The organism is Paraburkholderia sp. 32, assembly GCF_050435345.1.
Classification (GTDB): domain Bacteria; phylum Pseudomonadota; class Gammaproteobacteria; order Burkholderiales; family Burkholderiaceae; genus Paraburkholderia; species Paraburkholderia tuberum.
Window position 1 is genome coordinate 2,736,757 of the sequence record NZ_JBNDKD010000003.1, and the last position, 22,736, is coordinate 2,759,492.

Genomic DNA, 22,736 nt, shown 5'->3' on the forward strand with positions numbered 1-22,736 from the left:
CCAGCGCGGACGCTTGAGCATGAAACCGGCGTCCGCGCGGCCTTTCGAGGCGTCTGGCGGCGACGCCTTGCCGCCCTATGCCACAATGTCCGATGCACATCGATCGGACTTTGCCAACGTGACCCGCCGCCTGCTGATTCTCTTTGCGCTCGCGGCCGGGCTCGCGGCGGCATGCTGGCTCACCTACAGCCTTGCGTGGAAAAGCGGTGTCGACACGCTGCGGCGCAACGCCGCCGTGCGCGCCGAGCGCACCGCGAGCGCGCTCAAGAGCACGCTCGAACGCTACGAATCGCTGCCGTATCTGCTCGCCGAGCATCCGATCGTGCAGGACGTACTGATCGATCCGAATCCCGCCAACGTCAAGCGCGCGAATCTCTATCTCGAAGACCTGAACCGCCACGCGCGCGCGACGGTCACCTACATCATTTCGCTCGACGGGTACTGCATCGCCGCCAGCAACTGGCGCGGGCCGGGCAGCTTCGTCGGCGCGGGCTATCTGTTCCGGCCGTATTTCGTCGATGCAATGAAAGGCGGCGTCGGCCGCTTCTTCGGCATCGGCACGATTTCGCAGGCGCCCGGCTACTACATCTCGCAGCCGGTGCGGCGCGACGGCAAGATCGTCGGTGTGGCGGTCGTCAAGCTCGATCTCGAATGGTTTCAGGGCGTGGACGCGTCCGAGCCGCTCGTCGTCACCGACGATCATGGCGTGATCTTCCTGTCGTCGGTGCCGGCATGGAAGTACCACACGATTCGGCCGCTGCCCGGCCTGATCGCCGATTCGATCTACCTGGCTCGCCAGTACGCGCAGCAGCCGATCGAGCCGCTACCGGTGACGGTCGAGCGCATACTCGAAGGCAATGCGCAGATCCTGCGCATCGGCGGCGGGCGCTCCGCGCCGCGCTTCCTCGCGTCACGTCACGCCATGGGCGAGCCGGACTGGCATCTGATCACGATGTCGCCGGTCGATCCGGTCGATGCCGACGCGCGCAAGGCGACCATCGTCACCGGCTTCGGCTATGTATCGCTGGTGCTGCTCGCGTTCTACTGGCGCATGCGGCGCGCGCGTGTGCGCGAAATGATGCGCAGCCGCGCGCTGCTGCAGAAGGCCTATGCCGAGCTGAACCAGCGCGTCGCCGAGCGCACCGCCGATCTGTCCGAGGCGAACGAGCAGTTGCACAAGGAAGTCGCCGAGCGTACACGCGCCGAGCAGGAACTGCGCGCCGCGCAAGACGAACTGATCCAGGCGAGCAAGCTGGCCGCGCTCGGTCAGATGGCGGCCGGCATCACGCACGAGCTGAACCAGCCGCTCGCCGCGCTGCGCAGTTTTTCCGATAACACGCGCGTGCTGCTCGAACGCGGCGATCAGGCATCGGCGCGCGAGAATCTCGAAGCGATCGCGGCGCTCACCGAGCGCATGGGCAAGATCACGAACCAGCTGAAGCTGTTCGTCGGCCGCGCGCGGCCGCGCAGCGCGCGCGCGTCGATCGTGCGGGCCCTGCGCAACGTCGTCGCGTTGCTGCAAAAGCGCCTGCAGGGCGTCGAACTCGAGTTCGTGCTGATCGATATCGCGGCCGACACCGACACCGACGCCGCCGCTGCGGCAGGCGGCGCGCGCACGCCGCTGAATCTCGCCGACGATCATCCGGAGCTGGTCGCGAATTGCGACGATCTGCGGCTCGAACAGGTGCTGATCAACCTGCTCGGCAACGCGCTCGACGCAACCGCCGGCATGAACCCGCCGCATATCACGGTCGAGGTGGAGGCCGGCGTCGCGACCCTGTCGATCGCGGTCGGCGACAACGGCCCCGGCATTCCCGACGACGTGTTGCCGCACCTGTTCGAACCGTTTTTCACGACGAAGGAAATGGGCCAGGGGCTCGGCCTTGGCCTCGCGATTTCATCGTCGATCGCGCGCGATTGCGGCGGCTCGCTCGTCGCGCGCAACGCGCCGCACGGTGGCGCATCATTCGTGTTGACGCTGCGTCGTGCGCGTGTGCAGACCAGCCCCTCGCACGATCCGCTGACCGCGGGCTCCTGATTTCACCCGAAGCATCACCCGGAACACGCAATGAACGACGGCCTGCAAGTGCTGTATATCGAAGACGACGAACTGGTGCGCCGCGCGAGCGTGCAGAGCCTGCAACTGGCGGGCTTCGACGTGGTCGGCCATGCGTCGGTCGAGGCCGCGGCGAAGCTGATCAGCGCGGACTTCTCCGGCGTGATCGTCAGCGATATCCGGCTGCCCGGCGCGAGCGGTCTCGACCTGCTCGCGCAGTGCCACGAGCGCGCGCCCGACGTGCCGGTGATTCTGGTCACCGGCCACGGCGATATCTCGATGGCCGTGCAGGCGATGCGCGACGGCGCCTACGACTTCATCGAAAAGCCGTTCGCGTCCGAGCGGCTGATCGAAACCGTGCGGCGCGCGCTGGAGCGCCGCAAGCTCGTGCTCGAAAACCTCGCGCTGCGCCGTGAGCTGGCCGGGCAGAACGCGGTCGCGCCGCGCATCATCGGCCGCAGTCCGGCGATCGAGCAGGTGCGGCGGCTGATCGCCAACGTCGCGCCGACCGATGCGTCCGTCCTGATCAACGGTGATACCGGCGCGGGCAAGGAGCTGATCGCGCGCAGCCTGCACGAGCTGTCGCCGCGGCGTGACAAGCCGTTCATCGCGGTGAACTGCGGCGCGCTGCCCGAGCCGATGTTCGAATCGGAGATGTTCGGCTACGAGCCGGGCGCGTTCACCGGCGCGGCCAAACGGCGGATCGGCAAGCTCGAACATGCGTCGGGCGGCACGCTGTTTCTCGACGAGATCGAGAGCATGCCGCTCGCGCTGCAGGTCAAGCTGCTGCGCGTGCTGCAGGACGGCGTGCTGGAACGGCTCGGCTCGAATCAGCCGATTCGCGTCAATTGCCGCGTGGTCGCGGCTGCAAAAGGCGACATGGCCGAGCACGTCGCGGATGGCTCGTTCCGGCGCGATCTGCTGTACCGGCTCAACGTGGTGACGATCGCGCTGCCGCCTTTGAGCGAGCGTCGCGAGGACATCGTGCCGCTGTTCGAGCATTTCCTGCTCGATGCTGCCGTCCGTTATCAGCGGCCGGCGCCGATGCTCACCGATCGCCAACGTGCGAGTCTGATGCAGCGAGACTGGCCGGGCAACGTGCGCGAGCTGCGTAATGCGGCCGACCGCTTCGTGCTCGGCATCGCCGACGAACCGGTGCTGTCGTTCGGCGAAGACGGCGGGGCCACCCATCCGCTGAAGGAGCGTGTCGAGCAGTTCGAGCGCGCGATGATCGCCGAGGCGTTGGAGCAGGCGGGCGGCGTGGTCGCGGTCGCGGCGGACCGGCTGCAGCTCGGCAAGGCGACGCTCTACGAGAAGATCAAGCGATATGGCCTTGCGGCCAAAGGGGAAGGGGAGCGGTGAGGAGGCGGACGCCGGCGGCGGGAGGTTGCGCCGGCGTGTGGGGGATCTGCTTGCGCCGGCTTAAGCCGCGCCAGCCTTCAGCGCTTTCGCGAGCAACTGGTCGAGTTCCGCGAACTGCGGCTCGCCGACATAGCGCTTCAGGATCTTGCCGTCTTTATCGACGACGAAGGTGGTCGGCGTGAGCTGCACGTTGCCGAACCGCTTGGCGGCCGACCCGTCGTCCATCGCGACCTTGAACGGCAGCTGACGCGTTTGCGTGTAATTGGTCACGTACATCGGCGCGTCGTAGTTCATTGCCACCGCGACGAATTCGAGGCCCTGGCCCTTGAAGCGGTTATAGGTCTCGACCATCTGCGGCATTTCCTTCACGCAGGTGTCGCAACTCGTTGCCCAGAAGTTGACCAGATAAACCTTGCCTTTGAGGTCCGCTGTCGTCAGCTTCTGTCCCGATAGCAGCGTGAAGGTCGCATCGGGTACGCGCTGCTGGCCGGCAAACGCGAAGTAACCGGCGACGGCGAGCGCAATGGCCATGGCCACCGCAATCAGATAGCGAAGCGGGTTCGTGCGCCGGACGGCGGTCGGTGAATTGGAACTCATGGACGGAACCTCGTGAGTCGCGCGCGGCGCGGAACAATGGGGCGGTGTGGTGGCCCGCGGGCCGGTACTGAACAACTCTTCTATTCTAGCTCCAATGGGTTCGGCTGCGCCGAAATGGCGGGACGACTGCGCTCCGCGCGTCGGCCCGGCAGTCGATCAGCGGATAATGGCGCTTTACGCTCCGAGAAGCCCGATCTTCCGTCCCATGCTCCGAACCGTTCTTCGCGTCTGCTCTTTAGTTGCCCGCGTTTCTCGCCGTTTTCCGTTGCTCAGCCGATTGTCCGCCCGCCGTGCGGGCGTCTTCCAACCGGCGGGCCTATTTCTCCGCGCATTCACGCGATCCGGTCACGCTCGAACCGTGATCGGCGCGGCGACGGCCGCGTTGGCGCTCGGCGTCGCGCTCAGCGCCTGCTCACCGACCTTCGACTGGCGCACCGTGATGAACAACGACAAGGGCTACACGGTCGACTTCCCAGCCAAGCCGGACAACGATCAGCGCGCGGTGCAGATCGGCGGCACACCGATGCAGATGGCAATGCAGACCGCCGAAGCGGGCGATGCAGTCTTTGCGGTCGGCACCGTGATGCTGCCCGACGACAGCGACGCGACCCAGCGTGCCGCACTCGATTTCCTGCGCGCGGGACTGGCGCGCAATGTCGGCGCGACGCCCGATGCTCACCCAGCGCAAATCCCGCTGGCGGCGGGCGGCAAGATACCGGGGCTGGAAATGATGGTGAGCGGCGCGGCGGGCGCCAAACACGAGACGCGCACGGTGTATGCGCGGCTCGTCGCGCGCGGCCGGCACGTGTACCAGGCGGCGATCATCGCCGATCAACCGCTGCCGCAAGACCAGGTCGACCAGTTTTTTTCGTCGTTCCAGCTGTACTGAATGCGGTATTTTTGGCCGGTCGGGCGCACCTCGGAGTGCCGAATGCAGTGAAAGTTCCTTCGCAGGTTTGTACGCTAATTGCCGGTTTACGTTGAGATTTTTGAGTTACGCGCACAGCCTGTGGATAACTCTGTTGAGAAGTCGGCCTCAATGGCCGCAAAAGCCCATCAGGCGGGCCTTCCGGCAAAATCCACAGGCGTAGGGAATTTAAAAAAATACAGTGAAATCAATGGCTTGGTGAGATGCTCGTCTGCGCGCTTTTGAGTTGTATCAAAATCTAACAGGATCGCGCGTGTGTGAATAAGTCAAGTTCTTGACAGTCGTTTTTTCTCCTCATAACGAGCCAAAAGCGCGGCGGTATTGGATTGCCTCGGCGACCTGCGCGGCGCTCGGCATCGCCGCGCCAGCCAGGTCCGCGACGGTGCGCGCGACCTTCAACACCCGGTAGTACGCCCGCGCCGACCAGCCAAAGCGCTCGCCGGCTTCGCGCAGCAGCGCCTCGCCCGCTGCGTCCGGGCGGCATACATCGTCGACTTCGCGTCCGTCCAGCTCGCGGTTGGTCTTGCCTTGCCGGGCCAGTTGCCGCTCGCGCGCAGCGCTCACGCGCTGTGCGATCGCCACGCTTGCTTCGCCGGTGGTGGCGGCGCGTGCCGCGAGTTCGGTGGCGGTCAGTGCAGGAATTTCGAGCTGGATGTCGATGCGGTCGAGCAGCGGTCCCGACAATTTACGCAAATAGCGCGCCGCAACTTCAGGCGTACAGCGGCAGCGCCCGCCCGGATCGCCGCGCCAGCCGCACGGGCACGGGTTCATTGCGGCGATCAGTTGGCAGGCGGCGGGGAAATCCGCTTGCCAGGCGGCGCGCGAGATCGTGATGCGGCCAGCTTCGAGCGGCTCGCGCAGCGTTTCGAGCACCACGCGATCGAATTCGGGAAGCTCGTCCAGAAAGAGCACGCCCAGATGCGCGAGCGTGATCTCGCCAGGCTGCGGCGGATTGCGTCCGCCGACCAGCGCCGCCGCGCTCGACGAATGGTGCGGCGCGCGAAACGGCCGCTGGCGCCACTGCGACGGCTTGAAGCCGATGCGGCTCGCGGACAGTAGCGCGGCGGAGGCGAGCGCTTCGTCGTCGGTCATGGGCGGCAGCAAGCTGGGCAGGCGTGCCGCGAGCATCGACTTGCCGGCGCCGGGCGGTCCGATCAGCAGCACGTGATGGCCGCCGGCCGCCGCGACTTCGAGGGCGCGCCGAGCGGCGCGCTGGCCAATCACGTCGGCCATGTCCGGCGCCGCGGCAGCGGCGTGCTCGTTGAGCTCGGGCGCGGCGACAGGACGAAGACGCGCGTCCGGCGAGCCTGCGAGATGCGCGCATAGCGACGGCAGATCGGCGGCGCCGAACACGTCGACGCCGGGCACGAGCGCCGCTTCCGCCGCGCTCGCGGCCGGCAGGTAAAGCTGTGGGGTATGGAAGGCCGGTGCGGCTAGTTGATCGAGGAGGGCGGGCAACGCAGAACGCGCTTCAGATGAAGCGTCGGCGTCGCCGGCGTTCGCCAGAGCGCCGCGCGCGGTGCCGCAGGCCATCGCGAACGCGCCGCGCATCGCCCGCAGCGCGCCGGTCAGCGACAGCTCGCCGGCAAACTCGCGATGGAGCAGCGATTCGACGGGAATCTGCCCGCTTGCGGCGAGGATGCCGAGCGCGATCGGCAGATCGAAACGACCGGATTCTTTCGGTAGATCGGCGGGCGCGAGGTTGACGGTGATGCGGCGGACTGGAAAATCGAAACCGCAGTTCTGCAGCGCCGCGCGCACGCGTTCACGGCTCTCGCGCACTTCCAGGTCGGGCAGGCCGACGATCGAAAAGGACGGCAGCCCATTGGCGAGGTGAACCTCGACGGTCACTTCGGGCGCACGGCCAGCAGCCGGCGCGCGGCTGCGCACCACGGCAAGCGACATATTCTCTCCCGTCGGACGGCGCGCTCACATCGCGCGCAAATCCCCTAAAACGCTGATGACGTCACGGCCCGCTTGCCTGTGATGGGCGGCACTGCGCAGCGCGAAGGCTGCGAGCAGCGCTTACGGCGTCTGCGTGAGCGGCAATTTCTGCTCGAGCTCGGCGACGCGGCGCTCGAGTTCTTCGAGGCGCGCGCGCGTACGCACGAGCACCTGGGTCTGCGTATCGAATTCCTCGCGCGTGACCAGATCGAGCTTCGAGAAGCCCTGCGACAGCATTGCCTTGACGTTGCGTTCGACATCCTTGGCCGGCGAATTCTTGAACAGATCGCTGACGCGAGCCTGGAAGTCGTTAAAAACGTCGTTCGGTTGTTTCATCGTGTTCCCCTTGGTGCACAAAAAAAGTGCATGTTTCATTGCGCCCGTGCCCCGTTACGGCGAACGGGCGATCCTGGTGCGCGCGACGTATTGGTTGCCGCGGCCGCGTGAGCGTGTTTGGTGCGCGCCCTCGCGTTCAGAACGTTCGAACACTCTAGCAACGATCCCCCCGCCGCGCCACCGCCCGCCGTGCCGCTGGCCGTTCGGACAAGGCCGCTCGGGCGCGCTGCGCCACGCGCGCGAGGCGCGCTCCGACACAACATGGCATAGGAGTTGCTGTTACTGCCCCGCGCGCGCACTGCCAGGGCGCTTTTCCCGGTAGCGCAGGAGACCGCCGTCACGGATACGCCACGGGGCATAACGGATCAGCAACAACTAGCGAGGATTTCATGAAACTCATTACCGCAATCATCAAGCCGTTCAAGCTGGATGAAGCGCGCGAAGCCCTGTCGGCGATCGGCGTGTCGGGCATCACGGTGACCGAAGTCAAAGGCTTCGGACGGCAGAAGGGCCACACCGAGCTGTATCGGGGCGCCGAATACGTCGTCGACTTTCTGCCGAAGGTGAAGATCGAAGCGGCGGTATCCGACGACATCGTCGATCAGGCGATCGAGGCGCTCGAGCGCGCCGCGCGTACCGGCAAGATCGGCGACGGCAAGATCTTCGTCACGCCGATCGAGCAGGTGGTTCGGATCCGCACCGGCGAGACCGGCGCGGACGCACTGTAAAAGACCAGAACATAGCGACACGGATAGCGACAAGAGGAAAACCAAGATGCGCAAACTAATGATGTCCCTGCTGATGGCCGGCTCGCTGCTCGCGGGCGGTGTCGGCACCGCCCTCGCGGACGATGCGTCCGCTCCCGCAGCCGCCTCCGCTCCCGATACGACGGCGAGCGCGCCCGCACCGGACGCCTCCGCCGCAGCCGCTGCCCCGGCGGCCTCGGCTCCCGCCGCCGATGCGTCCGCCGCGCCGGCCGCAAGCGCACCGGCCGCCGCCGATGCATCGGCCGCCGCCGCGGCCGCGCCGGCCACCCCGACCGCGCCGTTCTCGGTCGATTCATCGAAGATCAACTCCGGCGACACCGCGTGGATGCTGACCTCCACCGCGCTGGTGCTGTTCATGACGATCCCGGGTCTCGCGCTGTTCTACGGTGGCATGGTCCGCAAGAAGAACGTGCTTGCGACGCTGATGCAAAGCTTCGCGATCACCTGTGTCGTGACGATCGTCTGGACCGTGGTGGGCTACAGCCTCGCGTTCACGCCTGGCAGCTCGTTCATCGGCGGCTTCTCGCGCGTGTTCATGACGGGCATGAACTACATCAAGGGCGACAAGGCCACGACGCTGACCGTCAGCCACCTCGCGCCGACGATCCCCGAGACGGTCTACTTCGTCTACCAGATGACCTTCGCGATCATCACGCCGGCGCTGATCACCGGTGCGTTCGCGGACCGCATGAAGTTCTCGGCGATGCTGGTGTTCATGACGCTGTGGTCGATCATCGTCTACTCGCCGATCGCGCACATGGTGTGGGAGCCGAGCGGCTGGCTGGCTAGCGCGGGCATCCTCGACTTCGCGGGCGGCACGGTGGTGCACATCAACGCCGGTATCGCGGGCCTGGTCTGCTGTCTGGTGCTCGGCAAGCGCGTCGGCTATGGCAAGGAAGCGATGGCGCCGCACAACCTGACGCTCACGCTGATCGGTGGCGCGATGCTGTGGGTCGGCTGGTTCGGCTTCAACGCGGGTTCGGCCGTGGCAGCGGATGGCCGTGCCGGCTTCGCGATGTTCGCGACACAGGTGGCGACCGCCGCGGCGGCGCTCGCGTGGATGTTCGCCGAATGGGCAGCCAAGGGCAAGCCGTCGGTGCTCGGTATCGTGTCGGGCGCGGTCGCGGGTCTGGTGGCGATTACGCCGGCGTCGGGCTTCGTCGGCACGCTCGGCGCGCTCGTGATCGGTATCGTCGCGGGTGTGGTCTGCTTCTGGGCGGCCACGTGGCTCAAGCACAAGTTCGGGTACGACGATTCGCTCGACGCGTTCGGCGTGCACTGCATCGGCGGGATCATCGGTGCGCTGCTGACCGGCGTGTTCGCGGTCAAGGACATCGGCGGCTCGGACGGCAGCGTGATCCTGCAGGCGAAGGGCGTGCTGACGACGCTGATCTACAGCGGCGTGGTGAGCTTCGTGCTGCTGAAGATCATCGACCTGGTGATGGGCATCCGCGTGACCGAAGAGCAGGAGCGCGAAGGCCTCGACGTGAGCCTGCACGGCGAGAAAGTCGAATAACGGAGAATCTTTCCCGGTTGGGCCCGCGCTCCCGGGCCCGTCAGTAAGAAAAAATGGTTAAGCAAGCGCAGCAATTTCGCCCGCCTTCATGGCGGGCTTTTTTCTTGCTGATCGGGTTGCGAACGGTGATTTTCCGCGCCTATCATCGAGATAGGGAGAATGCATTCGAGTCTGCTTGCGAATGGAGAAACCGTCCCCAAATGGACAAAGCATTTGCTCTACAATCTTTTTTCTCCAGTCTGCGAGTGATCAATGGTTCCGCACCTAGTTACGGCGTTAAACGGCCCGCTGCTCGACCTCGAGCGGAAGATCCTCGACGCCACGCCCGCTATCGAACGCTGGTTCCGGCTCGAATGGCAGGAGCACACGCCACCGTTCTACTGTTCCGTCGATCTGCGTAACGCGGGCTTCAAGCTCGCGCCGGTCGACACCAATCTGTTTCCCGGCGCGTTCAACAATCTGCCGCAGGAAGTGCTGCCGCTCGCGGTGCAGGCCGCGATGGCCTCGATCGAAAAGATCTGCCCGGACGCGAAGAATCTGCTCGTTATTCCCGAGCGTCACACCCGCAATGCGTTCTACCTCGAGAACGTCGCCCGGCTTGCGTCGATCATGCGCCAGGCGGGTCTGAACGTACGCTTCGGCACGCTCGACGAAACCATCAACGGCCCGGTCACGATCGCGCTGTCGGACGGCCAGAAGCTGGTGCTCGAACCGCTCGAGCGCTCGCAACGGCGCCTTGGTCTGAAGAACTTCGACCCGTGCTCGATCCTGCTGAACAACGATCTGTCCGGCGGTATTCCGCCCGTGCTCGAAAACCTGCACGAGCAGTACCTGCTGCCGCCGCTGCATGCGGGCTGGGCGGTGCGTCGCAAGTCGACGCATTTCTTGTGCTATGACGACGTCGCGAAGAAGTTCGCGAAGATGGTCGAGATCGATCCGTGGATGATCAATCCGTATTTCGCGCACGTCGAGGGCGTCGACTTCCAGCAGCGCACCGGCGAGGAAGCCCTTGCCGATGCGATCGACGGCGTGCTGAAGAAGATCGCGCGCAAGTATCGCGAGTACGGCATCTCCGAAAAACCGTATGTCGTGATCAAGTCCGATGCGGGCACCTACGGCATGGGCGTGATGACCGTGCACGACGCGTCGGAAGTCGCCGCGCTGACGAAGCGCGAACGCACGCGCATGGCCGCGACCAAAGACGGCCTCGAAGTGCACGACGTGATCGTGCAGGAAGGCGTCTACACGTTCGAGCGCATCGGCGAGGAAGTCGCCGAGCCGGTCGTCTACATGATCGACCGCTATGTGGTGGGCGGCTTCTATCGCGTGCACGGCAGCCGCGAGCGCGACCAGAACCTGAACGCGCCGGGCATGCACTTCGTGCCGCTCGGCTTCGAACACACGGCGCTGCCCGATGCGCACGCAAAGCCCGGCGCGGCGCCGCCGAACCGCTTCTATATGTATGGCGTCGTGGCGCGGCTCGGGTTGCTGGCCGCATCGGTCGAACTCGAAAAGACCGATCCTGAAGCGATCCAGGTCTAAGCCGCCTCGCGCGGCAGGATGGCGGCATGCGTGCCGCCATCGCCGTCTTCAAAGACTATATTGACGAACAATGTCACGCCCCTCAGGGCGCACCGGGACTTTCATGGACATTCTTTTCATCGCCGATCCGCTCAGCCATTTCAAGATCTACAAAGACACCACCTACGCGATGATGGCCGAAGCGGCGCGGCGCGGTCACACGGTGTACACCTGCGAGCCGAAGCATCTGGCGTGGACGGGCGGCGATGTCGAGGCGAACGTGCAGCGCATTGCGATCGTCGGCGATACCACGGATCTGCATCGTGATGTCTGGTTTGCCGCCGATGCCGCCACGCCGCGCGCGCTCGCGAGCTTCGGCGCGGTCGTGATGCGCAAGGACCCGCCGTTCGACATGGAATACGTGACGTCGACCTGGCTGCTCGAACTGGCCGAGCGTGGCGGCGCACGCATCTTCAACAAACCGCAGGCGATCCGCGATCATTCGGAGAAGCTCGCAATCGGCGAGTTCGCGCAGTTCGTCGCGCCGACGCTGGTCACTCGCGACCCGGCGCGTCTGCGCGCGTTCCACGAACAGCACGGCGACGTGATCCTGAAGCCGCTCGACGGCATGGGCGGCATGGGCGTATTCCGCGTGAAGGCGGACGGCATGAACCTCGGCTCGATCGTCGAAATGCTGAGCCACGACGGCGCGCGCTCGGTGATGGCGCAGAAATTCATCCCCGAGATCAAGGAAGGTGACAAGCGCATCCTGCTGATCGGCGGCGAAGCGGTGCCGTACTCGCTCGCGCGCATTCCTCAGGGTAATGAGGTGCGCGGCAATCTGGCGGCCGGCGGACTGGGCGTCGCGCGGCCGCTCAGCGAGCAGGATCGCAAGATCGCCGATACGCTCGCGCCGGTGCTGGCGGCGCGCGGCCTGCTGCTGGTCGGACTCGATGCGATCGGCGACTGGCTCACCGAAGTCAACGTCACGAGCCCGACGTGTTTCCGCGAGATCATGGACCAGACCGGTTTCGACGTCGCCGCGATGTTCGTCGACGCGCTGGAGCGCGCGGTCGGCTGACGCGTGGCGCTCGCGTGGCGCGCCGACGCAGTGGCCTTGATTGCCCGGCTGCACCCCCAATCTGTGTAGTAAATCCGCATCAGGCGTGGCCTCGGCATTGGCGCGAAAATGAGGCTGCTACAATGCCCGCTCGCCCGACGATGCATTCCCGCCCTCGCGACCCACGGCCGGTCCGGGGCGATGGCGAACCGGGCTCGAGTCCCGGTCCACGGTTTGAGGCCGTTCTTTTGCAGTAAGGCTGACATGGCAGGCATTCTGATCATTGCGCACGCTCCATTCGCCACCGCGTTGCGCGATTGCATTTCCCACATCTATGGCGGTTTGCCGGCGCGTATCGGCGTGATCGACGTGTCGCCGGATTGCGATCCTGCGCAGGTCGTCGCGTTCGCGAATTCGGAAGTCGTGCGGCTGAAGGAAGAGAACGGCGCGCTCGTGCTGACCGACATGTTCGGCGCGACGCCGGCCAACATCGCGGGCCGGCTCGCCACCGTGCCGGACGTGCGTGTGCTGTGCGGCGTCAATCTGCCGATGCTGGTGCGCGCGGTCTGCTATCGCGCGACGCCGCTCGACACGCTCGTCGACAAGGCGCTCGCCGGCGCGACCAAGGGCGTGCACGCGATCGGACCGGCGATGCCGACACCGGTCACGCCGCCAGCGTGCGCTGCCGAGTGCCTGCCGGCGCTGCCGCCTGACGCGGCGGCCGCCGACTGTGTTCCCGCTTTGCCGGCCGACGCCGATCTGACGCAAAAGACGGACGCGACCGGCCTGTAAGCCGGGCTGGTTCGCAGGCAAGCTTCGACGGATTCAAGCGGTTTCACAACGGTGCCGATCGCATTGAAGCCGCTTTGCAGTAACACTTTTCATCATTTCATTCACCCGCGCTTCGGACCATCACATGCTGCAACAGGAAACGACAATTGTGAACAAGCTGGGGCTGCACGCGCGCGCGTCGGCCAAGTTGACGCAACTCGCGGGCAACTACCAGGCGGAAATCTGGATGAGCCGCAATGGCCGTCGTATCAACGCGAAGAGCATCATGGGCGTGATGATGCTGGCCGCGGGCATCGGCAGTACCGTGCTGATCGAAACGGAAGGCACCGACGAACAGGACGCGATGGACGCGCTCTTGAAACTGATCGCCGATAAATTTGGCGAAGGTCAATAAAGCCGCGCGCTTTGCGTTCGACAAACCCGAAAATGCCGCGGCTCAGTTCCGCGGTTTTTTTTCGCCGCCGGCATCTGAATATCAGAAGAGGCGCGCCGTTAATCGACATTAAAGGGATCTAGAAGCGGCGCGAAAGCCATCGGGAAGAGTGCGTAAGACGACATGCGTTTTCAATGTTTAAACCATATGTTTTGCGCGACGTGTATAAAGCGAAGCTTCGCCGGGTACGAGGGCACCTCATTGCGATAATCCGTGCTGCGCTGCACACACCGCCGACACACTTCAAAAAGGCGCGGAATTTATAATGCCCAGTACAGTCTGAGAGCATTGCAGCGGTTTGCCGCGGCATTACACAACTAGAGGAGGTGCGCGTGTCATTCACGCTGCATGGAATTCCCGTGTCACGCGGTATCGCCATCGGGCGGGCCTATCTGATCGCCCCGGCAGCACTCGACGTAGACCACTATCTGATCGAACCGCCCCAGATCGAAGGGGAGGTCGGGCGTTTTCGCGCGGCTCAGCAACGCGTGCATGAAGAACTCAACGTATTGCGCGCCGATCTTGCCGTGGATGCCCCGAGCGAAATGGGCGCGTTCATCGACGTTCACACGATGATCCTGAACGACGTCATGCTCGTTCAGGAAACCATCGACCTGATCCGCACGCGCCGCTACAACGTGGAATGGGCGCTGACCGAACAGCTCGAAAGACTGTCGCGCCATTTCGACACTATCGAAGACGAATACCTGCGCGAGCGCAAGGCCGATATCGAGCAGGTCGTCGAGCGCGTGCTGAAGGCGCTCGCGGGCGCGCCGGGCATCGTCGGCAACGTGCATGGAGCGTGCGACGAGATGATCGTGGTCGCGCACGACATCGCGCCGGCCGACATGATGCAGTTCAAGACGCAGACGTTCCAGGGCTTCGTCACCGATCTGGGCGGGCGCACGTCGCACACCGCGATCGTCGCGCGCAGCCTCGGCATTCCGGCCGCGGTCGGCGTGCAGCATGCGAGCGCGCTGATCCGCCAGGACGATCTGATCATCGTCGATGGCGACCACGGCATCGTGATCGTCGATCCCGCGCCGATCGTGCTCGAGGAATACTCGTACCGGCAAAGCGAGAAGGAGCTCGAGCAGCGCAAGCTGCAACGGCTCAAGTTCTCGCCGACGCAAACGCTGTGCGGCACGCGCATCGAACTGTGCGCGAACATCGAGTTGCCGGACGACGCGCGCGCGGCGGTCGAAGCGGGCGCGACCGGCGTGGGTCTGTTCCGCACCGAGTTTCTGTTCATGAATCACAAGCACCGGATGCCCGAAGAGGAGGCGCAGTTCAGCGCGTATCGTCGCGCGGTCGAACTGATGAACGGCTTGCCGGTCACGATCCGCACGATCGACGTCGGCGCCGACAAGCCGCTCGATTCGATGGGCGGCGACGGCTACGAGACCGCCGCGAATCCGGCGCTCGGTTTGCGCGCGATTCGCTGGAGCCTGTCCGAGCCGCAGATGTTCCTCACGCAGTTGCGCGCGATCCTGCGCGCGTCGGCGTTCGGCAGGGTGAAGATCCTGATCCCGATGCTCGCGCACGCGCAGGAAATCGACCAGACGCTCGATCTGATCCGCGAAGCGAAGCGTCAACTCGACGACGCGGGTATCGCTTACGATCCGAACGTGCAGGTGGGCGCGATGATCGAGATCCCGGCCGCCGCGATCGCGTTGCCGCTGTTTCTGAAGCGGCTCGATTTCCTGTCGATCGGCACCAACGATCTGATTCAGTACACGCTCGCGATCGATCGCGCGGACAACGCGGTCGCGCATCTGTACGACCCGCTGCATCCGGCCGTGCTGCATCTGATCGCGTTCACGCTGCGCGAGGCGAAACGCGCGGGCGTGCCCGTGTCGGTGTGCGGTGAGATGGCGGGCGATCCGGCGTTGACGCGTCTGCTGCTCGGCATGGGTCTGACCGAGTTTTCGATGCATCCGAGCCAACTGCTCGAGGTCAAGCAGGAGGTGCTGCGCTCGCATCTGAAGACGCTCGAAAAGCCCGTTGCCGACGTGCTGGCTTCGTTCGAGCCGGAGGAGGTGCAAGCGGCGCTCAAGCGGGTCGCGCTGGTTTGAATCTGACGCGCATCGTCGTGCCTCGTTGAACGAAAAAACGCCGCACATGTGCGGCGTTCTGCTATTTCGGCGTTACGCGAACGGGCAGTGCAGAACCGCCTCAAGACCCGTGCGCGTGGCCGCACACCGGACAATCCGGCTGACGTCCGATGCGCATCGTGTTCCATTCCATCCGCAGCGAATCGAGCATCGTCAGGCGGCCCACGAGCGGCGTGCCGATTGCGCCGATCACCTTCAGCGCTTCGGCAGCCTGCATCGAACCGATGATGCCGACCGTCGGCGCGAACACGCCCATCGTCGAGCATGCGACTTCTTCGAACGGCTGGTCTTCGGGAAACACGCACGCGTAGCACGGCGACGCTTCATCGCGGAAATCGAAAGTGCTGATCTGGCCGTCGAAGCGCAGCGCCGCGCCCGACACGAGCGGCACGCGATGCTTGACGCACGCGCGGTTGATCGCGTGACGCGTCGCGAAGTTGTCGGTGCAATCGAGCACGACACTCGCGTGCGGCACCTCGCGTTCGAGCCACGCATCGTCGATGCGCTCGGCCACCGCGTTGACGACGACCTCGGGATTGATCCGCGCGAGCATGTCGCGCCCGGACTCGACCTTCCTACGTCCAACCGACGCGCTCACGTGCAGGATCTGTCGTTGTAGATTAGTCAGGTCGACGGTATCGGCATCGACGAGCGTCAGACGGCCGACGCCCGCCGCCGCGAGATACAGCGCGGCTGGCGAACCGAGCCCGCCCGCGCCGACGATGATCGCGTGGGCGTCGATAAAACGCTGCTGCGCCTCGATGCCGATTTCATCGACGAGGATGTGGCGGGAGTAGCGAAGGAGTTGATCGTCATTCATGGCGGGGCGCGTGGGGTGTGTCGCTATGTCGCTGTGTCGCGCAAGGAGAGGCAGGCCGAGGGGCCGCGGCGCGCATTCGTGGCTGTTATTTTAATCGCGCGGGGAGGGGGGCGGTTGCGGCTTGCCGTGATGCGCCACCGGTTAGGCGGCGGCTTTTGCTGAAACTGTTGCGGCGTGTCTTCGCAGACTATCGTGCTGCGAAGACACGCGCGGGGTTCGCTGCCTGTCGGCCAGCTTACTTGCCAGCGGGAGCCGGTGCCGAAGCCGGCGCCGGTCCCGATGCGCCCGGCACCGGTTGCGTCGGCTTCACCGCGACCGGCGCGGAGGCCGACGTGCCCGGCTTGTTCTGCGCGAGACGGCGCTCCATCAGCGACTTCGATTCCTGAACCGGCTTGCCTTCGAGTTTGTCGACCGCCTGTTGCAGCATGAAGTCGTCGGCCGAACCGAACTCGACCGGCTTGCGTTCGCGCTCCTTCTGGCGCTGTTCCGGCGTCTTCTTGTCGTTCTGCTCTTCGAGCTGACGCAGTTGCTCCATGCGCTCCTGCTCGCGCTGCTCCGCTTCCTTCTTCTCGTTCGGGTCCTGCGTGTTCGCGAGGTGATTCGAGTAGTCGACTTCTCGGGTCACGAGCGCGTCGTCCGGATCGCCGTCCGCGTATTGGTCGACAGGAAGGTCGGGGCGGATGCCCTTGTTCTGGATCGAACGGCCGCTCGGCGTGTAGTAATACGCGGTGGTCAGGCGCAGTGCGGTGTCGGCCGTCAGGGGGCGCACGGTTTGCACCGAACCCTTGCCGAACGTGGTCTTGCCGAGAATCAGCGCGCGGTGCTGATCCTGCAGCGCGCCCGCGACGATTTCCGACGCCGACGCCGAGTACGCGTTGGTCAGCACGATCATCGGCACGGTCTTGAAGATGGCCGGGACGTCCTTGAGCGGATCGCTGTCGAACGATTGCAGACGGTAGTTATCGTAGGTGTCGCGATAGATCTGCTTCGAATCCGGAATCTGGCCGTTGGTCGACACCACCACCGAATTCGGCGGCAGGAACGCGCCCGCGACGCCGACCGCGCTTTGCAGCAGACCGCCGCCGTTGTTGCGCAGGTCGAGGATGAGGCCCTTCAGGTTCGGCTCCTGGCGCGCGAGATCCTGCAGCTTGGCCGCGAGGTCGGGCGTGGTGCGTTCCTGGAAGCTCGTGATGCGCACGTACGCGAAGCCCGGCGCGACGATCTTGCCCTTCACCGACTGCACCTTGATGATCGCGCGCGTGACGGTGAGCGGGAACGTGCGGTCGTCGGTCTTGCGGAAGATGGTCAGCGTGACCTTGGTGCCCGGGTCGCCGCGCATCTGCTTGACCGCCTGGTCGAGCGTCATGCCGCGCACGGGCTTGTCGTTGATGCGCGTGATCAGGTCGCCAGGACGGATGCCGGCGCGGAACGCGGGCGTGTCTTCGATTGGCGAAATTACCTTGATCAGGCCGTCTTCCGACGAAATTTCGATGCCGAGGCCCGCGAAGCGGCCCTTGGTCTGCTCCTGCAGCTCTTCGTAGTCGGTCTTGTCGAGGTACGACGAGTGCGGGTCGAGGCTGGACACCATGCCCTTGATCGCGGCGGTGAGCAGCTTCTTGTCGTCGACCGGTTCGACGTATTCGTGCTTGATCTGCCCGAACACTTCGGCGAAAAGCCTGAGCTGGTCTAGCGGCAGCGGGGCGACCGCAGCGCTAGCGGGTTGCTGGGCCGAGGCGGAGTATTGCAGGGTGGCAAAGACACCGGTAGCAAGGCCCGCGGCAATCAGGCCGATATTTTTCAGGTTCTTTCGCATAGAGTCTGTTGCGGTCGGAAGCGCGTGGCAGCGTCGATAAAGATTGGACGGACAAGTATAACTGCACACCCGCCTGCTCAGGGCGCGGTGCAGGCAATCGTGCTTCGACAGTACGGGAAGGTCCTGGTTCTTGCGACCCGAGCCGCGGATGGCGAGCCGTACGACATGGCACTCGGCGGGTCGGAACTGAGAGTTGCCGCGCAAGGCCAGCGGATGCGCTCGCCGCTACGGTGAACCCTGCAGCGGGCCTCTGAATCTGACCGCCGGGCGCAATACAGAATTTCTTGTCGGCCCGGTTGTCTGCGTGCGGCCCCGCGCGTTTTCGTGGCGTGGGGCCGCGCCCGGAAATGCCGGATCAGCCCGCCTTGCCCTGGCTCGCGACCGCGGCTTGCGCCTTGGCGATCGCGTCCTGGTCGCCGAGATAGTAGTGCTTGATCGGCTTCAGGTTCTCGTCGAGTTCATAGACGAGCGGCACGCCGTTCGGGATGTTGAGGCCGACGATGTCGCTGTCCGAGATGTTGTCGAGATACTTGACCAGCGCGCGGATCGAGTTGCCGTGCGCGGCGATCAGGATGCTGCGCCCCGACTTGATGGCCGGCGCAATCGACTCGTTCCACAGCGGCAACACGCGCGCGACCGTGTCTTTCAGGCACTCGGTCAGCGGCAGTTGCTCGCGCGGCACCCTGGCGTAGCGCGGATCGGTGTACGGCGCGCGCTCGTCGGTGGGCTCGAGCGCGGGCGGCGGCGTGTCGTAGCTGCGGCGCCAGACCAGCACCTGCTCGTCGCCGAACTTGGCGGCGGTTTCGGCTTTGTTCAGACCCGACAGCGCGCCGTAGTGGCGTTCGTTCAGGCGCCACGAATGCACGACGGGCAGGTACATCAGATCCATCTGGTCCTGCACATGCCACAGCGTGCGGATCGCGCGCTTGAGCACCGACGTGTAGGCGATGTCGAACGTATAGCCCGATTCCTTGAGCAGCCCGCCCGCCTGCTGCGCCTCGAGGTTGCCCTGCTCGGTGAGGTCGACGTCGACCCAGCCGGTGAAGCGGTTTTCCTTGTTCCAAGTCGATTCGCCGTGGCGGATGAGAACGAGTTTGTACATGAGAGTTGCCGGTCGGTAGTGAGGAAGCGGTCTCGCGCTGTGCGGCGCCTCTAGCGGCGCGTCGCCATCGCGTCAGACGGTTATTTTATAATGGTCAGGTTGACCTCTTCGATTTCTCTCTTTCCGGCGGATCCTCCGTGAAGTTTTTCACCGAATACACAAACCTTGTCCTGATCGCAATCGTCCTTATCTCTGGTGGGTTGCTGCTGTGGCCGACCATCAGTCGGCGTGGACGTGGCGGCCTGTCGGCCGCTGAAGCCACCCAACTGATCAACCGGCGCAACGCGGCGGTCATCGATCTGCGGCCGTCCGCCGATTACGCCAAGGGGCACCTGCCCTCGGCACGGCATTTCGAATTCGCAGAGTTGCAGGCGAAAGTCACGCAACTCGCGAAGAACAAGAGCAACCCGGTGCTGCTGGTGTGCCAGACCGGCCAGCAGTCGAACAAGGCCGCGCGTATCGTGCAGGAAGCGGGATACGCGGAAGTCCATGTTCTCGAGGGCGGCGTCGATGCCTGGCAGAAAGCCGGTATGCCGGTTGTGAAACAAGGAGCAGCCAAGTGAACAAAGTGATCATGTACAGCACCCAGGTGTGCCCGTATTGCCAGATGGCCGAACGTCTTTTAAAGTCGCGCGGCGTCGAGCACGTTGAGAAAGTACTGATCGACAAGGACCCGGGCCGTCGTGAGGAGATGATGACCCGGACCGGTCGTCGCACGGTGCCGCAGGTGTTCATCGGCGAGACGCATGTGGGCGGCTATGATGACCTTTCCGCGCTCGATCGCGCGGGCGGTCTGACGCCGCTGCTCGAAGCAGCCTGAGTTCGCGCGTTTCGCGCCGCGCGAGCGGGCGGACCACTCGATAAGCCGGCGCACGCGCTCCTCGTGGAGCCGGCGAGCCGGCGCAATAATCTGGCGGCCCATGCGTGCATCGGCCGCCGCCACGCACACCTATCAGGAATCACCATCATGTCCGACGAGAATAACCAGCCGTTCTTCAACATCCAGCGCATCTATCTGAAGGACATGTCGCTCGAGCAGCCGAATTCGCCGGGTATCTTCCTCGAGCAGGAAATGCCGTCGGTCGAAGTCGAAGTCGACGTGAAGGCCGAGCGCCTCGCCGAATCCGTGTTCGAAATTCTCGTGACGGGCACGGTCACGGCCAAGGTGTCGGACAAGGTCGCGTTCCTGATCGAAGCGAAACAGGCCGGCATTTTTGACATTCGCAACATTCCTGCCGAGCAGATCGATCCGCTCGTCGGCATTGCCTGCCCGACCATCCTGTTCCCGTACCTGCGCTCGAACATCGCCGATGCGATCACCCGCGCCGGCTTCCCGCCGATCCACCTCGCCGAGATCAACTTCCAGGCGCTGTACGAGCAGCGTCTCGCCCAGATGAGCGCGGCCCAGCAGGACGGCGCGGCGCAAAAAGGCGTCACGCATTAAGGCGCCGCGCGCAGTGCCGGCTATGAAAGTCGCCGTTCTCGGCGCTGGCGCCTGGGGCACCGCCCTCGCCGGCCATCTGGCCTTAAGGCACGACACGGTATTGTGGGCGCGCGAGTCCGCGCTCATCGCCGAGCTTTCCACTTCGCATGAAAACGCCCGCTATCTGGCGGGCGTCGCGTTGCCGCCCGCGCTTCGCTTTGAAGCGGATCTCGGAGTGGCGCTCGATCACGCGCTCGACGACGATGCGCTGTGCGTGGTCGCGACGCCCGTGGCTGGCCTGCGCGGCCTGTTGCGCGCGATGCGCGATGCGGGCAAGGTGCCCGCGCATATCGTGTGGCTGTGCAAGGGGTTCGAAGCGGATTCGCAGTTGTTGCCGCATCAGGCGGTCGCGGCGGAATTGCCCGAGCATGCGAGCAACGGCGTGTTGTCCGGACCGAGCTTCGCGCGCGAAGTCGGGCAGGGGCTGCCGGTTGCGTTGACGATCGCGAGCCCGTCGGCGGCGTGCCGCGAACGCACGGTCGCGGCGTTCCATCACGGCGCGATGCGCATCTATACCGGCGACGACGTCGTCGGCGTCGAAGTGGGCGGCGCAGTGAAAAACGTGCTCGCCATCGCCACGGGCATCGCCGATGGCCTCGGCCTCGGCCTCAATGCACGCGCGGCGCTGATCACCCGCGGCCTCGCCGAAATGTCGCGCCTTGGCGTGACGCTCGGTGGGCGCGCAGAAACCTTTACCGGGTTGACCGGCCTCGGTGATCTGATTCTGACTGCTACCGGCGATCTGTCGCGCAACCGCACCGTGGGCCTGCAACTCGCCACGGGCCGCACGCTCGACGACATCCTCGGCGGTCTCGGTCACGTGGCCGAAGGCGTGCGCTGCGCGCGGGCGGTACTCTCGATCGCACGTGCTCATGCAATCGAAATGCCGATCACGCAGGCGGTCTGCGCGGTGCTGTTCGACGGCGTGGCGCCGCGCGATGCGGTTAGCGCGCTCCTGCGGCGCGATTCGAAGGCGGAATAAAGCCTTTTTTATCAGCCGTTTAGCGGAAATTCGCGTTGAACGGCTGCCTCGCCTGGTTGTCCACTTCGTGAGCGAGACTCGGGTCAGCGAGGTTCCCATGCCCACCTTCAATCTCAGTCTTGGCACGTGCACGCTCGAAGCGCGCGTGGTCGATATCACGACGCTCGCCGTCGATGCGATCGTCAATGCCGCGAATACTTCGCTGCTCGGTGGCGGCGGTGTGGACGGCGCGATTCATCGCGCGGCCGGCAAGGAGTTGCTGCGCGAATGCGAAACGCTCGGCGGCTGCGCGACCGGCGACGCCAAAATCACCGCCGGCTATCGTCTGCCCGCGAAGCATGTTATTCACGCGGTCGGTCCAGTGTGGCGTGGCGGCGCGCATGGCGAAGCCGACCTGCTCGCATCGTGCTATCAGCGCTCACTCGAAGTCGCGCGCGAAACTCAGTGCACGAGCATCGCGTTTCCAGCGATCAGCTGCGGTATCTACCGTTTCCCCGCCGACGATGCGGTCAGCATCGCGGTCGCGACCGTACTCGACACGTTGCCGCGCACACCACACATGAAGCACGTGACGTTCGCGTGCTTCGACGACGCGATGTTCGCACGCTACGAGGCCGAGCTCGAACGCCGTCAGGCGCCGCCTTCGAAGCCGGCCTGACGCCACGCTTCGAACACCACGATCGCCACCGTATTCGACAGATTCAGACTGCGATTGCCGGGACGCATCGGCAGACGCACGCGCTGTTCGTTCGCAAAGCGCTCGAGCACCGTGCCGGGCAGGCCGCGCGTTTCGGCGCCGAACACGAACCAGTCGCCCGGTTGAAACGCGTGGTCGTGAAAGCGCCCCGAGCCGCGCGTCGTAAATGCGAACATGCGCGACGCGTCGGGCGTTTCTTTCGCGATGAACGCGTCCCAATCGGCATGCACGTTCATTTCCGCGTACTCGTGATAGTCGAGGCCGGCGCGCCGCATCTTGGTGTCGTCGAGAGGGAAGCCGAGCGGCTCGATCAGGTGCAGCCGGGCGCCGGTGTTCGCGCACAGGCGAATCACGTTGCCGGTGTTGGGCGGAATTTCGGGTTCTACGAGAACGACGTTGAACATAAGAAGACC

At 64.9% G+C, this 22,736-nt stretch carries 22 protein-coding genes; 15 read left to right on the plus strand and 7 right to left on the minus strand.

Annotation, left to right across the window (positions count from 1 at the left end; translation table 11 throughout):
* Window positions 1-19: 19 nt before the first annotated feature.
* Window positions 20-2,038 (plus strand): sensor histidine kinase, encoded by a 2,019-nt coding sequence (locus OKW26_RS35500; protein WP_429356536.1) that lies wholly within the window; start codon window positions 20-22, stop codon window positions 2,036-2,038.
* Window positions 2,039-2,068: 30 nt separating this feature from the next.
* Window positions 2,069-3,418: a sigma-54-dependent transcriptional regulator gene (locus OKW26_RS35505; protein ID WP_018419283.1), complete on the plus strand. Its 1,350-nt coding sequence runs from the start codon at window positions 2,069-2,071 to the stop codon at window positions 3,416-3,418.
* A 60-nt stretch (window positions 3,419-3,478) separates the two neighbouring features.
* On the opposite strand, the gene OKW26_RS35510 is transcribed toward OKW26_RS35505, so the two are convergent.
* The gene (locus OKW26_RS35510) at window positions 3,479-4,015 is read right to left on the minus strand and encodes a TlpA disulfide reductase family protein (RefSeq protein WP_429356537.1); all 537 of its coding nucleotides are present in this window, start codon (window positions 4,013-4,015) and stop codon (window positions 3,479-3,481) included.
* 205 nt (window positions 4,016-4,220) lie between these two features.
* Here OKW26_RS35510 and OKW26_RS35515 point away from each other — a divergent pair, with 205 nt between their 5' ends.
* On the plus strand, window positions 4,221-4,904 hold the full coding sequence (locus tag OKW26_RS35515) for a hypothetical protein (protein ID WP_429357157.1): 684 nt from the start codon (window positions 4,221-4,223) through the stop codon (window positions 4,902-4,904).
* Between the two features lie 333 nt (window positions 4,905-5,237).
* Here OKW26_RS35515 and OKW26_RS35520 read toward each other — a convergent pair whose 3' ends face one another.
* Window positions 5,238-6,848: a YifB family Mg chelatase-like AAA ATPase gene (locus tag OKW26_RS35520; protein ID WP_429356538.1), complete on the minus strand. Its 1,611-nt coding sequence runs from the start codon at window positions 6,846-6,848 to the stop codon at window positions 5,238-5,240.
* A gap of 120 nt (window positions 6,849-6,968) precedes the next feature.
* Window positions 6,969-7,223 (minus strand): accessory factor UbiK family protein, encoded by a 255-nt coding sequence (locus OKW26_RS35525; protein ID WP_026228952.1) that lies wholly within the window; start codon window positions 7,221-7,223, stop codon window positions 6,969-6,971.
* A gap of 389 nt (window positions 7,224-7,612) precedes the next feature.
* Between OKW26_RS35525 and OKW26_RS35530 the strand changes: the two genes are divergently transcribed.
* The 7 genes from OKW26_RS35530 (at window position 7,613) to ptsP (ending at window position 15,387) form a co-directional block, all read left to right on the plus strand.
* Window positions 7,613-7,951, plus strand: a complete 339-nt coding sequence (locus OKW26_RS35530) for a P-II family nitrogen regulator (protein ID WP_013088261.1) — start codon at window positions 7,613-7,615, stop codon at window positions 7,949-7,951.
* Window positions 7,952-7,997: 46 nt separating this feature from the next.
* A complete protein-coding gene (locus tag OKW26_RS35535; RefSeq protein WP_184062567.1) occupies window positions 7,998-9,506 on the plus strand; it encodes an ammonium transporter in 1,509 nt (502 codons plus the stop codon).
* 252 nt (window positions 9,507-9,758) lie between these two features.
* Window positions 9,759-11,048 carry a glutamate--cysteine ligase gene (gene gshA / locus OKW26_RS35540; protein WP_429356539.1) on the plus strand — a complete coding sequence of 430 codons (1,290 nt, stop codon included), beginning with the start codon at window positions 9,759-9,761 and terminating at the stop codon, window positions 11,046-11,048.
* Window positions 11,049-11,151: 103 nt separating this feature from the next.
* Window positions 11,152-12,108 carry a glutathione synthase gene (gshB, locus tag OKW26_RS35545; RefSeq protein WP_187619174.1) on the plus strand — a complete coding sequence of 319 codons (957 nt, stop codon included), beginning with the start codon at window positions 11,152-11,154 and terminating at the stop codon, window positions 12,106-12,108.
* Window positions 12,109-12,351: 243 nt separating this feature from the next.
* A complete protein-coding gene (locus OKW26_RS35550) occupies window positions 12,352-12,879 on the plus strand; it encodes a PTS sugar transporter subunit IIA (protein WP_429356540.1) in 528 nt (175 codons plus the stop codon).
* Between the two features lie 124 nt (window positions 12,880-13,003).
* Window positions 13,004-13,273: an HPr family phosphocarrier protein gene (locus tag OKW26_RS35555; protein WP_018419292.1), complete on the plus strand. Its 270-nt coding sequence runs from the start codon at window positions 13,004-13,006 to the stop codon at window positions 13,271-13,273.
* A 371-nt stretch (window positions 13,274-13,644) separates the two neighbouring features.
* The gene (gene ptsP / locus OKW26_RS35560) at window positions 13,645-15,387 is read left to right on the plus strand and encodes a phosphoenolpyruvate--protein phosphotransferase (protein WP_429356541.1); all 1,743 of its coding nucleotides are present in this window, start codon (window positions 13,645-13,647) and stop codon (window positions 15,385-15,387) included.
* A gap of 100 nt (window positions 15,388-15,487) precedes the next feature.
* Here the strand turns inward: ptsP and OKW26_RS35565 are convergent, their stop codons facing one another.
* From OKW26_RS35565 to gpmA, 3 genes are all read right to left on the minus strand, one after another.
* Window positions 15,488-16,246, minus strand: a complete 759-nt coding sequence (locus OKW26_RS35565) for a HesA/MoeB/ThiF family protein (protein ID WP_429356542.1) — start codon at window positions 16,244-16,246, stop codon at window positions 15,488-15,490.
* A gap of 235 nt (window positions 16,247-16,481) precedes the next feature.
* On the minus strand, window positions 16,482-18,059 hold the full coding sequence (locus OKW26_RS35570) for a S41 family peptidase (RefSeq protein WP_184062556.1): 1,578 nt from the start codon (window positions 18,057-18,059) through the stop codon (window positions 16,482-16,484).
* Window positions 18,060-18,414: 355 nt separating this feature from the next.
* Window positions 18,415-19,161: a 2,3-diphosphoglycerate-dependent phosphoglycerate mutase gene (gpmA, locus tag OKW26_RS35575; RefSeq protein WP_429356543.1), complete on the minus strand. Its 747-nt coding sequence runs from the start codon at window positions 19,159-19,161 to the stop codon at window positions 18,415-18,417.
* 137 nt (window positions 19,162-19,298) lie between these two features.
* Between gpmA and OKW26_RS35580 the strand changes: the two genes are divergently transcribed.
* The 5 genes from OKW26_RS35580 to OKW26_RS35600 all read left to right on the plus strand — a co-directional run bounded on the left by OKW26_RS35580 (window position 19,299) and on the right by OKW26_RS35600 (window position 22,284).
* Window positions 19,299-19,724: a rhodanese-like domain-containing protein gene (locus tag OKW26_RS35580; protein WP_013088271.1), complete on the plus strand. Its 426-nt coding sequence runs from the start codon at window positions 19,299-19,301 to the stop codon at window positions 19,722-19,724.
* Entirely contained in the window at window positions 19,721-19,981 is a 261-nt protein-coding gene (gene grxC, locus OKW26_RS35585; RefSeq protein ID WP_090802871.1) for a glutaredoxin 3, read from the plus strand. The genes OKW26_RS35580 and grxC overlap by 4 nt, the downstream gene beginning before the upstream one ends.
* Window positions 19,982-20,128: 147 nt before the next feature.
* Window positions 20,129-20,605 carry a protein-export chaperone SecB gene (gene secB, locus OKW26_RS35590; RefSeq protein ID WP_018419299.1) on the plus strand — a complete coding sequence of 159 codons (477 nt, stop codon included), beginning with the start codon at window positions 20,129-20,131 and terminating at the stop codon, window positions 20,603-20,605.
* Between the two features lie 22 nt (window positions 20,606-20,627).
* Window positions 20,628-21,626, plus strand: a complete 999-nt coding sequence (locus OKW26_RS35595) for an NAD(P)H-dependent glycerol-3-phosphate dehydrogenase (RefSeq protein ID WP_429356544.1) — start codon at window positions 20,628-20,630, stop codon at window positions 21,624-21,626.
* 97 nt (window positions 21,627-21,723) lie between these two features.
* Entirely contained in the window at window positions 21,724-22,284 is a 561-nt protein-coding gene (locus OKW26_RS35600; protein WP_429356545.1) for an O-acetyl-ADP-ribose deacetylase, read from the plus strand.
* On the opposite strand, the gene trmL is transcribed toward OKW26_RS35600, so the two are convergent.
* Window positions 22,257-22,727 carry a tRNA (uridine(34)/cytosine(34)/5-carboxymethylaminomethyluridine(34)-2'-O)-methyltransferase TrmL gene (gene trmL, locus OKW26_RS35605; protein WP_090802877.1) on the minus strand — a complete coding sequence of 157 codons (471 nt, stop codon included), beginning with the start codon at window positions 22,725-22,727 and terminating at the stop codon, window positions 22,257-22,259. The genes OKW26_RS35600 and trmL overlap by 28 nt on opposite strands.
* Between the last annotated feature and the right edge of the window lie 9 nt (window positions 22,728-22,736).

Excerpts from the sequence above, each read along its gene's own strand:
- OKW26_RS35500 (WP_429356536.1), top strand. The coding sequence starts at position 20 with ATGAAACCGGCGTCCGCGCGGCCTTTCGAGGCGTCTGGCGGCGACGCC.
- OKW26_RS35505 (WP_018419283.1), top strand. The coding sequence starts at position 2,069 with ATGAACGACGGCCTGCAAGTGCTGTATATCGAAGACGACGAACTGGTG.
- OKW26_RS35510 (WP_429356537.1), bottom strand. The coding sequence starts at position 4,015 with ATGAGTTCCAATTCACCGACCGCCGTCCGGCGCACGAACCCGCTTCGC.
- OKW26_RS35515 (WP_429357157.1), top strand. The coding sequence starts at position 4,221 with ATGCTCCGAACCGTTCTTCGCGTCTGCTCTTTAGTTGCCCGCGTTTCT.
- OKW26_RS35520 (WP_429356538.1), bottom strand. The coding sequence starts at position 6,848 with ATGTCGCTTGCCGTGGTGCGCAGCCGCGCGCCGGCTGCTGGCCGTGCG.
- OKW26_RS35525 (WP_026228952.1), bottom strand. The coding sequence starts at position 7,223 with ATGAAACAACCGAACGACGTTTTTAACGACTTCCAGGCTCGCGTCAGC.
- OKW26_RS35530 (WP_013088261.1), top strand. The coding sequence starts at position 7,613 with ATGAAACTCATTACCGCAATCATCAAGCCGTTCAAGCTGGATGAAGCG.
- OKW26_RS35535 (WP_184062567.1), top strand. The coding sequence starts at position 7,998 with ATGCGCAAACTAATGATGTCCCTGCTGATGGCCGGCTCGCTGCTCGCG.
- gshA (WP_429356539.1), top strand. The coding sequence starts at position 9,759 with ATGGTTCCGCACCTAGTTACGGCGTTAAACGGCCCGCTGCTCGACCTC.
- gshB (WP_187619174.1), top strand. The coding sequence starts at position 11,152 with ATGGACATTCTTTTCATCGCCGATCCGCTCAGCCATTTCAAGATCTAC.
- OKW26_RS35550 (WP_429356540.1), top strand. The coding sequence starts at position 12,352 with ATGGCAGGCATTCTGATCATTGCGCACGCTCCATTCGCCACCGCGTTG.
- OKW26_RS35555 (WP_018419292.1), top strand. The coding sequence starts at position 13,004 with ATGCTGCAACAGGAAACGACAATTGTGAACAAGCTGGGGCTGCACGCG.
- OKW26_RS35565 (WP_429356542.1), bottom strand. The coding sequence starts at position 16,246 with ATGAATGACGATCAACTCCTTCGCTACTCCCGCCACATCCTCGTCGAT.
- OKW26_RS35570 (WP_184062556.1), bottom strand. The coding sequence starts at position 18,059 with ATGCGAAAGAACCTGAAAAATATCGGCCTGATTGCCGCGGGCCTTGCT.
- gpmA (WP_429356543.1), bottom strand. The coding sequence starts at position 19,161 with ATGTACAAACTCGTTCTCATCCGCCACGGCGAATCGACTTGGAACAAG.
- secB (WP_018419299.1), top strand. The coding sequence starts at position 20,129 with ATGTCCGACGAGAATAACCAGCCGTTCTTCAACATCCAGCGCATCTAT.
- OKW26_RS35595 (WP_429356544.1), top strand. The coding sequence starts at position 20,628 with ATGAAAGTCGCCGTTCTCGGCGCTGGCGCCTGGGGCACCGCCCTCGCC.
- OKW26_RS35600 (WP_429356545.1), top strand. The coding sequence starts at position 21,724 with ATGCCCACCTTCAATCTCAGTCTTGGCACGTGCACGCTCGAAGCGCGC.
- trmL (WP_090802877.1), bottom strand. The coding sequence starts at position 22,727 with ATGTTCAACGTCGTTCTCGTAGAACCCGAAATTCCGCCCAACACCGGC.